Genomic DNA, 13,341 nt, shown 5'->3' with positions numbered 1-13,341 from the left:
TGTATGTCCTACCCGACTATCCTGACCAATTTTCAATTGGCTTCCCTACCTCACCCCTCTGCCGACGCGCTTCCGTATCGGGACTGGCTTTCTCCACAAGAAGAGGGCGACCTGTAGCGGTATCATTAGTCTATCAAGTTCAAATATGATGGGTTCTGGGGGAATGTCCAGAAGGGTGCTATAAAAGTTGGCGTAGTTCTCTACTAAATGGTTATTGCAGGAAAGGGATTTTAAACAATAAAAAAATACCCTATGTAGGTATTTTTTTATTGCATGAAAACCCGAAAGTTATCCATATTTTTTAGGCTAAATAGTGAGGAAATTATCAGGGCTTAGGGACAGTAGTGGGGGAATTGCTGTTTATGGTTGTCTAAAATTATGGTTTTTCCTGTCCTACGTTACGTCCGTTATAATAAATTTAACTTTGAACAAAAACGCCCTGCTGCTAAATCCCAAGACTGTCCTCAATCACGGAAATTCGAATAAGAAGCCTATGACAGCTGCTCAATTGCCAAATCCACCCGTGACTTATCAGCTTCTAAAGCAATACTTAATTAAGGTTGGATAAAAAGCCATTGATCTCCTTTACCGTAGCATCCAGATCATCATGATGCAGGTTGTGGCCTGTCCCCTCCAGATGCATAAGTTTTACATTATCCAAACCGGCTACCGCATCTTCATTTGCCTTTTTACCCTCAGCATTGGTGTCAGCCTTAAGAATAATTGACGGAACCTGAATCTTTTGCAAAGCATCTTCAGTTCTCATCGTACCGCTCATCGCCTGCTGCTGTTCAGCCGTATAGGCACCGTGGTATTGTTTTTTGGATAGAGCCCAATATTGTATATCCATAAGATCCCATTTTGGGCTTTGTTTTTTGCCCAACTCCACCAATTCATCGAATGAATAGTTGTTCTGTTTCACTAAAGTTTCAGGATCCCCAAACATATTTATCGAGATTTTTTTTGATTCAGTTTCTTTCTGCTTGTTTGATTCTTGATTGCTTCGGGCCGGTGAATTTGTAGGGCGAGCACCACTCCCAGGAGGACGGGAAACAAATGGGTCAAGCATGACTATTGCTTTGGCCAAGTCAGTATATTCGGCCCCCACCCGCATCACTGTGGCTGCTCCCATAGAATGCCCCACCAGAATAGGATTCTCCAAGTTCATGGCTTTCACAAAGCCCACCACATCTTTTACCAAAGTCTCTCCATCATCAGAAGAAGTAAATGGATCAGACAGGCCATGTCCTCTGGTGTCCAGCATATAGATGTTGTAATCCTTCTGCAATTCCAAGCTTAGGGTGGTCCAGCAAAGTCCGTTGTCCGTGACTCCATGGACCATTACAATGACAGGTTTGTCTGGAGCGGGAACAGCTTGATAATAATGCACCCGAATGCCATTCACATAGATGTAATTTTCTGACCAGCCCTCAGGAATACCAGGAGGATCGGCTGCAAAAACTCTCAAGGGAAAAGACAAAAGCAAGACTAAAGCAAGTATTCCTACGCTAGTCAGGCTTCTAAAATTAAAGGAAGAAATCGTAGTTTTCATAAGTTGTATAAGTTATAAGGTTATATTGAATCATTCAATTTATTCGATAATACTTCACTTACTATAGGTATCATAGAATTCGTGGTAAATCTCCATATTCTCGTTGGTAGCTCCATTTCTGTCAAAAAGATCCCCCCATTGCGGAGAGGTCGCTTCCCAAATAAAGGTACCGACTCCTAGACCATTGGGGAGGTTTTTGATGATTTCATTCACCTCCTTTTTATGTTCTTTGTACTCTGCGATTACAATGGGTTTTTCATAGCGCTTCGCCAGTTCGATCATATTGGCTTCCATAGGATCAAGCTCCCCATGCCATTCTGGATAATAGGACTGACCAATGACATCGAACACCACGTCTCTTGCTATGATCTTGTCAAAGAACTTGATGGAATTTTTCAAATCATGCGCCTTAGCGATATGAATCATAATTTTAATATTGGGATCAGCTGCACGAACTGCCGCACTGGCACATCTTAGTAGCACTGAGAATGACTCTGCAGAGTCCCCTTCTATCTTTCCATCAGGCCATATCATACCATTGTGGATTTCATTTCCTACCTGTACCATTTCGGGGGCAACTCCTTCCTCAATGAATCGGTTAATTACCTCATTGGTATAGGAATAGACCTCCCCTTCCAGTGCAGAGCCTTCAAGATTAGCCCAGGATTCAGGCTTGAACTGCTTTGCAGGATCAGCCCAAGTATCGCTGTAATGAAAATCCAACAAAAAGTTCATCCCTGCAGCTTTTACTCGTTTTGCCATTTCCAAGGTCTTTTCCAATCCCCCATAGCCTTCCTTGGAATATCCATTCTCTGCCGTAGGATCCACAAACAAGCGGAGCCTGATCCAATTAAAGCGATTGTCTTTCAATATTTCCACGACATTTTTTTCAATACCCTTGTCTGAATAGGTAGTTCCCCTAGCTTCCATTTGAGGTACAAAGGAAATATCCGCACCGATTATCGGTTTATCTAATGCTACGGTTCTAATGAAGGGGGCCTCTACTTCAGGTGTGAAATCAGGATCAGAATAGTCGTCGTAGAGTTGATTGTACATTGTCAACAATTCATTTGAAGCTTTTCCTTCTTTATCAAAAAACGCACGGGTGGGCTCCCAGGCCATCGTCCCATAGCCCAATCCATCTGGAATAGAGTGGACAATATCATTGATGATTTTAATGTTTTTCTGATCTGCTCCGTATTCACATATGGCAATCGGTTTTTTATAGGTAGCAGCCAGATCATAAAGATTGGTTTTTAAATCATCATAGGTTCCATGCCATTTCTCATAGTATGACAAGCCTATTATATCATATTCGGCACCATGCTCTGCCATCTTGTCCAGAAACTCACGGGACAATCGATTTTGGCCACCCAAGGCCAAATGCACCATAATTTTCGAATCAGGAAGCACTTCCCTCACTGCTTTTTGGCCTGACTTATACAGTCCCATCAATTGCCCCCAATCGGATTCAGTGGCATAGTCCATCACTTTGCCTTCAGGCCAAATCATCCCATGGTTGATTTCATTGCCAATCTGGACCAGATCAGGAGCTACGTTCTGCTCATCAAGAGCAAGAAGCACATCTTTGGTATATCGATATACACTGTCTTCGAGGGCTTTTCCAGAAACACCTTCCCAAGCAGACGGTTTGAATTGTTTGTCAGGATCTGCCCAAGTATCGCTATAGTGAAAATCCAGTGTAAATTCCATTCCGGCTCTCTTAATGCGTTTGGCCATGGCTATAGTATGCTCAAGGTCGCAAAAGCCCTTCTCCGAATATCCGTTCGCCGCTCTTGGATCTACAAAAATCCTCAGCCGGATAGTGTTGAAATGATGATCTGACAATAATTCTACAATATCTTTTTCCTTATCATTCACGTCATAGAATGACATTCCATCCGCTTCCAGCTGGGGGACAAATGATATATCCGCTCCAATCCTATGTCCTATGTCTTCCTTGCAGCTAAAGCAAAATACAGCAAGAGCTAACAAGGCTAAACTCTTGAGTTGTAACAAGTAATTTCGGGTCATCATGTTTAGTTCTTTTGATTCAGATTTGATTAAGGCAACATTTTCTTTTGCACCCTCCATTCGGGAGATTGGGATAGTCCACTGGGATTTCCCTTAAATAATCCCCCTGCCTTCTCATCTCCTTTCAGCTGCCATAAGTACCATGCAGTAGCGACCCGTCCAAATTCCCCTCCATGCTCTTGAGCATAAGTGCCGGCATGGCCCACATCCATATTTCCCACAAAGACAGGGACGTGGTCGATTCTATTGAAATCATCCATCCCGTTGTTATAAGCTATATCAGACTCGCCACCCAATAAATACAAGGTGGGAGAATGCAGTTTCTTCAAATGGTCTTTATTTAGACTAGGCATACCCGACATTCCTTGTCCAGGGTTAGCCAGAATACCACTATTGCACACCACTACAGTAGTGACTCTGGGATCTGGAGCTGCCTCCAGTGTCTGTAATCCTCCGCATGACATTCCGCTCATGGCTATATTTGCGATATCCAATTTCCCATAATACGGGCTATTTTTATCTTCATTCGCTGCTATTGCCCAGTCAATGGCATCAATCAACTGAGAAGAAAGGGATTTTTCATTGGTTCTTTCCCCTTCCTCGGGCATAGGTCCTATAGCCACAACCAAAAAACCATGTGACGCCACCTCGCTCAAAAAGTTCACATGTTCCCATGGAGAATTTGCACAGGCACCGTTCCCCCAGGCTATTATGGGCAATTTCTCATTTTCACCGAACGGACCCAAATCCTGTGGTCTGAAAACAGTATGCGTAGGCAGTGAAAGATCCAATTCCATGATCGCGCTGTACTCTCCGGTCCCTCCATCTTCCACAACTCTGGATTCTCCTTCCTGAGCCATTAAAGGATTTGTAAGTACGTAAGACAACAGCATTATCACCATCATGATGTGATTCACCGGTTTTCTGAAGGTTAGTAACCGATCAGATTCTGTAATTATCTTATTCATCATTAGTATATTTTGCATGTTAGTATATCCGCCTTGGTAGCGGTATTGAGTTGAAATTAAAATAAGATTTAAGCAAGAACTGCACGTTTACAGCCTTCCTGCTTAGTATAAAACCACTATTCAAACGAGCTATATACTTGTTCCAAAAACAAAATGTATAAAGGATCTGTCTTGTACATATTCATATAAAATAAAGCAATCAGCTCATTTTCTGGATCTATAATATAGGCTGTACCCAACATACCACCCCATGCAAACGCTGAATTTGAAACAGTCGGAACAGGCTTCTTCAGATCATTGTGTAGCTCAAATCCCAACCCAAATTGAAAACCCTTACCTCCTGAATTCTCCTCCGGAAGTTGATTAATTGTGGTCATCAGATCGATAGTTTCAGGCTTTAGTATGCAGTGACCATTGAATTTACCTTTGTTCAATAGCATCTGACAAAATTTGGCATAATCCTCAATCGGACCATTTAGCCCAATTGCTCCCTCAGCATAAGTTTTTGATTCACTTACAGCACCTTTTGCATAAAGAGTTGAGCCGGGCTCTAACTTACCGCCTTCCGCAGTGTACGGCTTGACAAAGCGATCCAATGCCTCAGCAGGATAATACCAATCGGTATCCCGCATTCCTAGAGGTTTCAAAATTTCTTTTTTCACATAGGCTTGCAAAGATTGACCGGAAATTCTCTCTACCATATAAGCCAGCATGTTGGAACTGACGTGGTAATTCCACTCCGATCCCGGGTCAAAACCCAGCGGATATTTTACCAGTGCAAGCATTTCATCTTCCAGAAATTTTGAGTTGTAATCACCCCCAAAACTATGTTGCCCGGCAGGGATAACATCAGGCATTGCACCTCCAAAGCCTGCCGGAGCCCCGTCTTTACTCCCCTCAGCACGGCGTATTTCACGTACTAAGCCGGCATTTAATCCCGATGAATGAGACATAAGATGGGCGAATGTCATAGGATTTTCCACTGGACGGGTCTCATAAGTACCATCTTCATTAACCTTCGTCACGACTTCGTTGGGGATTTCAGGGAAATACTTTGAAACAGGGTCATCTACAGCAACCAAGCCCTTCTCTACCAAGGTCATAAAAGCGACAGTGGTAATTGCTTTGGTCTGGGAAAACAAAACATAATAATCGTCTATGCCAGCAGGTTGTTGTTTCTCAATGTCTTTCATCCCAAAAGCCTTATGGTAAAGTACATCTCCGCCCTTTGCCACAAATGCGGTAACACAGTTAAGTTTTTTCTGGTCTACAAAAGCCTGCAACAAGGAATCTATGTTCTTGATTTTTTCAGAGTCCACTCCTATCGATGACAGGCTTGGATTATGATTAAAATGATCAACCCCTTTCCCCTGTTGCCCCCAGGAAAATTGAGCATTTATTAGTAGCAGGATTAGCAATAAAAATTTAGAGTTTAACTTCATGGATGCTTTGGGTTAGGTTAGTTGAATATTATCTGTTGAAGAGGTTGTATCATTCAATGTGAATACTTTTTATGGACAATTTTGCCCCTGGCTTATTCCCCGGTGAGATAGAAACCTGTAAAACTTCTATTTCAGAATTATCGAATTGCATAGAAGTCGTCCCAGGTTCAAAATAATAAGACAAAAACCCTGGGTATGGACGTGGTAATGTAATCAAATCAGTAGGTTTCAAGCTTTTTAAATCTAGGATATATTCTCCTGACACCGTTCCTAAAACTACTGTTCCCCCATACGAAACACCTTCTTTCGTAAGCAGGGATACTTCTATTCCCCTAGGACTGTCTTCTTTGGAGAGACCTGTCACCACCAACTTAGTTGCATTGGTCAGAGATTCCTTTCTACCGTTAACTTTATCTCCAAAATATAAGCGAAAAGCATAATTAGGCTGGATATGACCATCGTCTGTGGGCAGCTCATCCAAATTGATATCCAGAGAAGCTTTGGATGGATCAGCAGAGGGAAGCAAGTTGACACCTTCGGACCAGAGCATATTCAACAGCTCAAAATCCCGTGTTGCATCAAATAAATAGATAGCGGAGGGGTCAGGTAAGACCCGGACTTCAAAGGCCTGATCTGCATAAAAATCCCAGTTAGTCGGATTGCTTTCGATTCCTGATGGGAAAGTAAGTTCTTCCTCTTGAGTGGTGACCACTAGGTGATACTTAAAAAATCCATTCTTAAGCAATTCTCCCGGCACCCCCACTTCATACTGACTTCTTCCCTGATCCAACAATGGAAACTTTCTAGGTCTATTATCAACGAAAGCATAAAGACTCACCTCTGCTATCTCCTGCTCACTGATTACCGTTGCCGATATTTTCAACGCTTTACCCTCCGCCCATTCAGTGCTTGGCCGGTGTAGCAGATTGGTTCCCTTGATTGTAGAAATAGGAGCATAATACTCTCCTATTTTTATGTTTTTATAAGAACTTTCTGCTGTCCAATTACCCGATTGTTCATCTTTATATAAGAGATAAGATCCGGGATGAATAAGAAACTTTCCATCACCGGTTTTGAGGCTGGTTTCATTTCCTTCATTAAGCCCATGAACAGTAAATGACTTCCCGAGATCAGATATATTGACGCTCATTGTCCGTTGATTCCATTGCACATCGGCAACTTTCTTATCCAGACTATTATTCCCGAACAAATTATCAATCCAGAAGGCATCCGGCATCACTTCCAGTCTCCATACCCCCTCTTCCAATTGATCCAAAAAATAAGCTCCCAAGCCATCATAGTTCACCACCGGGGAATTCCCATAACCTGCCAGTTCTTTCAATTGGTCAATGTCTTGCGGAACAGATTTGGTATCGTTGGTATAAAAGAACTTATCGATGCCTACGTATTCAGCAAGATCATCCTGATAACTGATCCTAAAATCGTCAAATTGAGGATTGTCAGGATAATTCCCATAGTTTTTATACAGGGGCATTTCATGAAAAACCTCGCTTGCTATTTTGAGACTAAGGGCTTTTTGAGGTGCAAATACCAAATTCATATAGTGCGTATCGTATTCTGTATTGGCGTAGGCCATGTAGGTAGGATCGTAAGAAAAATGCGTAGCCCACTGAATCCCTGCCGTACGAAAGCTTCTGGCCATGGCGGGATAGATATAAGACCTTCCTACATCAGCTGCATCAAATTCATAGACCACCTTGGCCCCCTTTCTAAAACCTTCATGATTCTTAAAAGGTATGGTGTACCGATCTACATTGGGAAGCAAGTTTCCTCCAATTTCTTCTCCCGCTCCCAATCCTGTAGGATACCATTGAAATGTCCCGCCATCTATTTCGGCTTCGTAATACGCATCTACCAGATGAATGCTGTGGCTTACATTGTAGAAAATCGGTTTTTCGCTACCTGTACTTTTCATGGAATCAACCATTCTGGTTACATAAGTTGTAACCTTCTCCGCTGATTCATCATGATGAGGCTCATTACTGACTTCAAAGGCTATCACATCCGGATCATCCTTATAGGCAAGGCCAGTGTATCGGTTCACATGATTCAAAAATTGGTGGAGATAGTTTGCCTGCGCTTCTATTGCATCCGGATTAATTAAGCACCCTTCTTTACCATATTTATGGGAAAATCCGGGTGTATTTTCGTTCGGCTCAGGCCAGCCATTTCCCCAGAAGGCGATAGGTGTCAGTAAAAACTTCATGTCCCGCTCCTTCATCAGTTGGATCAGGTAATCGAAATGATCCAGTTGTTCATTTTCCAACAAATTCCCTTTTTCATCACTGATCTCTGTATCCCAGACATGAACTCTGTAAGCATCAAATCCAAGACGTGCAAAATGATAGACATCATTCTCCATCGCTTCTCTGGGATCAACGCCCAGTTTTTTGGCGGTGCGGAAAGCATGGGCAAAGGGAACAGTGTAGTTTACGCCAAAGCCATAAACCTCTTTTCCGTCAGGCCACCGCATAATGCCTTCTTGGTCTACATACACGTCTTTGTTTTGAGAGAAAGCATTGTTGGGCAGAAAAAAGATAAACAGAGAAAATACTATAGAACGAATTGTAAAATGCTTCATGATGTATATATACCCATGTATTCCGGGAATTTGGAAAGGAAGGGTTTCCGGAAATCCGGAAACCCATTAGATTAAATCAAAAGAACTTTGTAAACATTTTCCTTACGGGAGCAGAAACTGGCAGCTCCAAAAGGAAGATTCCTATACTTTTAGAATTAATAACCATCGTTTTGAATAAGGTTAGGATTGGCTGTCAACTGGTTTGCCGGAACGGGGAAAACATTTCTGTATGAAGGCGTGGCAATTCCTTCAACTACATTCCCTTTCCACGGCCACACATAATTCCCATCAGTAAACTGGCCAAACCGGATCAAATCCGTTCTTCTATGACCTTCCCAATAAAGCTCTCTGCCTCTTTCGTCTAAAATGAAATCCAGCGTCAACTGGGAATCGCTGATATTATCTGCAGCATTTCCATATGCACGCTCTCTGAGCGAATTCACATAAGTCAAGGCTTGTGACTTGTCCCCGCCTCCACCACGCAGCACGGCCTCAGCATACATCAGGTAAGCATCCGCAAGTCTGAAAAGCGGGAAGTCAGTATCTACCTGTACATTGTGATTAGAGTTGGAGAGATCGCCATTAAGCTTCCGGTTCCTGAATTTGGTAATCGCATATCCATCTGAAAACACGCCGATATCCCTAATCTCCAAACTCTGTCCATCCGTCCAAAACAAAGCTCTGGCGTCTTTAGCCAGATCAAACTTATTGACCAAGGCAGATGTAGTCCGGAGTCCGGACCATGCATCACTGGTACCAAACATCTCTATTGCGTTCATGGATCCCCCTATTTGGGCGTGCAGAATATAGACCATTCCACCCCATGTTTGAGTTTGGACTCCATCATAGGTGAGTGGAAATATCATTTCCGGGCTGGTATGGTTGTCGGCTACAAAACTGTGAAGGTATTGATCAGCAATACGATAAGGCCCATTGAGTACAGGTTCCAGTGCAGCAATGCAGTCTGCATAGCGTGCTTCTCCTGCATATACTTCAGCATTTAGATAAAGCTTGGCCAGTAACATTCCCGCAGCACCCTGATCAGCTCTTCCGTATTCAAATTGGGCTGGACCAAGCTGGTTCATAATTTCATTCAATTCGGATTCCAGATAGGCAAACAAGTCTACTCTGGTGATCCTCTGCGGAAAAAAAGCACCAGGCAAATCTTCCTCAGTCACGAATGGCATAGATCCAAAAAGATCGATTCCATGACTGTAGGCCAAAGCCCTTAAGAATCTGGCCTCTGCACGAAAACGCATAACTTCCTCCTCCTCAGTGTCAGTAGTAACGCGGATATATTCATTGCATAGCGCCACTGTGTACATTATTCGGGAATGCATGGCTGCAATAAAACCATCGGTAGCAGTCCAGGTTTGCGAGTGAAAATCTTTGATGGTTGCATCATTCCAGGAAAGTACAGCCTCATCGGTGGTCAGTTCCTGATGATTCCAATATTGTCTGAGGTAGTTACCAAACCCTTCGTCAATCCCTTCAATGTCTGGAAGTCCATCGGGTCCCCTTTGTCCACTGATTGCTAGGGTCGCGTACAGCTTGGCCAAGCCTTCCTTGTAATCAGCTGTAGACTTGTAGACATTTTCCGAAACCGCGACATTGGGATCCAATGGAGTTACATCCAGATCCCCTACACAGGAAGCCAAAATCAAACTCCCAAAGGTCACAATCGTTGATACTATTTTTATAATTTTCATTATTCAGAAATTTTGGGTTTAGAAATTAAAATTGATGCCTAACAGATAGGTTCTCGGCCGTGGATACAGATTGTTATCAATACCGTTATTAACTTCGGGATCAATCCCCTGATAATCAGTAATAATAAAAGCATTTTGCACAGTAAAGCTAAGCCGTGCTTTCACCTTACCATTTAAGATGCTTTCTAGATTGTAACCCAGACTAATATTATCCATCTTGAAAAATGACGCGTTTTGGACATATAGGTCCGACCAGTATTGAGGAACAACAAAACCGATATCGGCTGCCTCTTTACGGATATTTGTAAAGTAGCCATTAGATGAAGTGGCATAAAGCCCCCCTAGCGTATTGGCAGCAAGCCCATTGTTGTAAACATAATTCCCTAAACTCAACCTCCCTGAGAAGGAAAAATCCCAAGAATGGTAATTCAGTCTGGAATTGATGCCAATAAGGTAATCTGCATTGGGATTTTGGTTGTGGTATTTATTGAACTGGTTGCTGATCACCTGCCCACCATCACCAACACGATCTACATACTCCCCTTCAATAGGGTTACCATCATTGTCATAAATCTGTTCAAATGTGTAAAATGAATTAGGTGCATAACCTACGGTATGGATTTGTATGGTATTCCCTACTCCTCCTCCGATTGCACCAGTAAGCACACCCGGATCAGATGGGTCTTCAGTCTTGTTTAGCCTCGTGATTTTTCTATTGTTATAAGTGAAATTGGCACCCGCCGACCAAGTGAAATCAGAAGTACTGATCAGTCTTCCTGTTAGAGAAAACTCCACACCTTTAATCTCCATAGACCCTACATTGGTAATCAGGTAGTTACTGAAATTACTACCATCTGCAATTGGAATTCTGTTTAACAGATCCTTGGTTTCCCTTTGGTAAATTTCCACACTTCCTGAAAGCTTGTCATTCCACAAACCAAAGTCCAAACCCAAGTTATACGTAGTGGTTTCTTCCCACTTTAAATTGGCATCATAGGCTGAAGGTCTCAGTGTATTGAAAAATTGATCACCTAACTGCACGTAGGCTCCTTCAATACTTCGTCGATATTTTGCCAAAGCAGGATAGTAAGGATCACCTAATGTGGGTGAAAGCCCTTGTTGACCGGTCACGCCGTATCCTAGTCGAAGCTTCAAATTGGAAATACTTGGCATTGCACTGAAAAATTCCTCATTGTGAAGATTCCATGCGAAAGCCAAAGAAGGGAATAAGCCCCATTGATTATCACCTAAAAACCTCGAAGACCCATCATTACGCAAGGTAGCTGTAAACACATATCGCTCATCAAAGGAATAAATCAACCTGCCATAAAATGAGATCAGATAGTTTTCATCGATATAGCGAGAATTTTCAACTATTTGATCACCGTCCGTGTTTCGATCAAACCGCGTTGATTCCCGCTGCCAATGCTGCCAGGAATAACCCGCTACAAAATCCACGTTGTGGAGGTCAAAGGCCTTATTATAATTCAGGTAAAATTCCAGAAGCTCTGAATCCGAAGCACTGGTATAATCCACCAATCTCCCATTCCCCCCAGTATAGTTACGATAAGTCCAAGTGGATCCCGGAAGTGCATTATCCACCCCGTCAGTACTTGTTTTATCTATTCCAACGTTAAGATTTGCCTTCAAATCAGGAAAGAAATGAAGTTTATAATCCAACTGTACATTACCGATGAACCGATTTACATCCGCAACATTTTCTCTTAACTCAAGCAAGGATACCGGATTACTGATGAACGTATTGGCTGGCCCCTCAGGATCAACGCTTCCATCAGCAAGTGTGGTAGTAGTATAAGCAAAATACCCTCCATACCTTTCATTGCCATTGTACACAGGCTGTGTAGGATCAAAATTCACCGCAGCACCCACCGCTGTCTGATCTCCAAAGTTCGTATTGGCCAGTGTGCCCTTCGCGCTGACATTAACCTTCAGATGGTCGCTGAAAAAAGAAGGAGTCAAATTCAGCGAAAGGGTATGTCTTGATGTTTCGGTAGTTTTTAGTATCCCTTTTTGGTCGGTAAATCCGTAAGAGGCCCGAAATGGCATTCCGGCGGCCAAGCCATTGACACTGAGGTTATAATTCTGAGATACGACCGAACGAAAAATCTCCTTTTGCCAATCTGTGTTTTCGTTTCCAAGCTTTGCGATGGCAGTATCATTGATCCCACTGAAACCTGACTCATTCAAGCCGTTTACCAACTCACGATACTCATCTCCGTTAAGCACATCAACATAATTGGTAGGGGTACTTAATGAAATCTGCGAGTTGAAATTGACCATTAACCGATCAGATGTTCCCTTCTTAGTCGTGATGATAATTACGCCATTAGAAGCTCTTGATCCATAGATAGCAGCTGCTGAAGCATCCTTCAAAACAGTAAAAGACTCAATGTCATCAGGGTTTAAGGTATTAAGTGGATTGGAAAGTCCGCTGATATCACCATCATCAACTGGGAATCCATCGATCACAATCAAGGGATCATTTACAGCTCCTCCCAGCGATGAACCTCCCCTGATCCGTATTTGCGAACCGGCACCGGGAGCACCGTTATTGCTTGTGACGTTGACACCCGCCATTTTACCGGTCAATAAATCCTGGGGAGAAGTCGTAACTCCCGGGTTGAAATCCCTGGTACCCAAGGTAGCTACCGCACCGGTCACATCATTTCTATCCACCTCTCCATAACCAATAACAACTACCTCACTGAGTGATTGGATATCAGGATCCATAACAACGTCCACTATATTTTTTCCTGCGACAGAAATTTCCTGTGACTCATATCCTACAAATGAAAATACCAGAATGGCATCTTCCGCACTTAGAGAAATGGAATAGCGACCTTCCAAATCGGTAACTGTACCATTTGTGGTGCCTTTTTCTAAAATAGAGACTCCTGGAAATGCTTCGCTTCCATCCGATGATTTCACCTGCCCGGTGATTTCTATCTGCGCAAATGCCGATACGGATAAAAGCATCATCCAATAAAAAGCTAGTAATTGCTTCTTCATATGC

The 13,341-nt window shown here is 42.8% G+C and carries 7 protein-coding genes; all 7 read right to left on the bottom strand.

What is annotated here, in order from left to right:
- Positions 1-550: 550 nt before the first annotated feature.
- The 7 genes from SYJ56_RS05105 to SYJ56_RS05075 all read right to left on the bottom strand — a co-directional run bounded on the left by SYJ56_RS05105 (position 551) and on the right by SYJ56_RS05075 (position 13,337).
- Positions 551-1,552 (bottom strand): alpha/beta fold hydrolase, encoded by a 1,002-nt coding sequence (locus tag SYJ56_RS05105; protein ID WP_323832558.1) that lies wholly within the window; start codon positions 1,550-1,552, stop codon positions 551-553.
- Positions 1,553-1,606: 54 nt separating this feature from the next.
- Entirely contained in the window at positions 1,607-3,646 is a 2,040-nt protein-coding gene (locus SYJ56_RS05100) for a glycoside hydrolase family 53 protein (protein ID WP_323832557.1), read from the bottom strand.
- Entirely contained in the window at positions 3,616-4,554 is a 939-nt protein-coding gene (locus SYJ56_RS05095) for a poly(ethylene terephthalate) hydrolase family protein (RefSeq protein ID WP_323832556.1), read from the bottom strand. Before SYJ56_RS05095 ends, SYJ56_RS05100 begins: the two co-directional genes overlap by 31 nt.
- Positions 4,555-4,670: 116 nt before the next feature.
- Positions 4,671-5,996 (bottom strand): serine hydrolase domain-containing protein, encoded by a 1,326-nt coding sequence (locus tag SYJ56_RS05090; protein ID WP_323832555.1) that lies wholly within the window; start codon positions 5,994-5,996, stop codon positions 4,671-4,673.
- Positions 5,997-6,045: 49 nt separating this feature from the next.
- Entirely contained in the window at positions 6,046-8,598 is a 2,553-nt protein-coding gene (locus tag SYJ56_RS05085) for a cellulase family glycosylhydrolase (protein ID WP_323832554.1), read from the bottom strand.
- 155 nt (positions 8,599-8,753) lie between these two features.
- Positions 8,754-10,307, bottom strand: coding sequence for a RagB/SusD family nutrient uptake outer membrane protein (locus tag SYJ56_RS05080; RefSeq protein WP_323832553.1), 1,554 nt, complete (start codon positions 10,305-10,307; stop codon positions 8,754-8,756).
- A gap of 18 nt (positions 10,308-10,325) precedes the next feature.
- Entirely contained in the window at positions 10,326-13,337 is a 3,012-nt protein-coding gene (locus SYJ56_RS05075) for a SusC/RagA family TonB-linked outer membrane protein (protein WP_323832552.1), read from the bottom strand.
- Positions 13,338-13,341: the final 4 nt, after the last annotated feature.

The sequence above is a fragment of the Algoriphagus aurantiacus genome (genome assembly GCF_035156405.1).
GTDB lineage: Bacteria > Bacteroidota > Bacteroidia > Cytophagales > Cyclobacteriaceae > Algoriphagus > Algoriphagus aurantiacus.
The sequence above is the reverse complement of the archived record's forward strand: the minus strand, read 5'-3'. Positions and strand labels throughout refer to the sequence as shown.

What these genes read in the sequence shown, in the direction of transcription:
- SYJ56_RS05105 (WP_323832558.1), bottom strand. Translation starts at nt 1,552, where the DNA reads ATGAAAACTACGATTTCTTCCTTTAATTTTAGAAGCCTGACTAGCGTA.
- SYJ56_RS05100 (WP_323832557.1), bottom strand. Translation starts at nt 3,646, where the DNA reads ATGGAGGGTGCAAAAGAAAATGTTGCCTTAATCAAATCTGAATCAAAA.
- SYJ56_RS05095 (WP_323832556.1), bottom strand. Translation starts at nt 4,554, where the DNA reads ATGAATAAGATAATTACAGAATCTGATCGGTTACTAACCTTCAGAAAA.
- SYJ56_RS05090 (WP_323832555.1), bottom strand. Translation starts at nt 5,996, where the DNA reads ATGAAGTTAAACTCTAAATTTTTATTGCTAATCCTGCTACTAATAAAT.
- SYJ56_RS05085 (WP_323832554.1), bottom strand. Translation starts at nt 8,598, where the DNA reads ATGAAGCATTTTACAATTCGTTCTATAGTATTTTCTCTGTTTATCTTT.
- SYJ56_RS05080 (WP_323832553.1), bottom strand. Translation starts at nt 10,307, where the DNA reads ATGAAAATTATAAAAATAGTATCAACGATTGTGACCTTTGGGAGTTTG.
- SYJ56_RS05075 (WP_323832552.1), bottom strand. Translation starts at nt 13,337, where the DNA reads ATGAAGAAGCAATTACTAGCTTTTTATTGGATGATGCTTTTATCCGTA.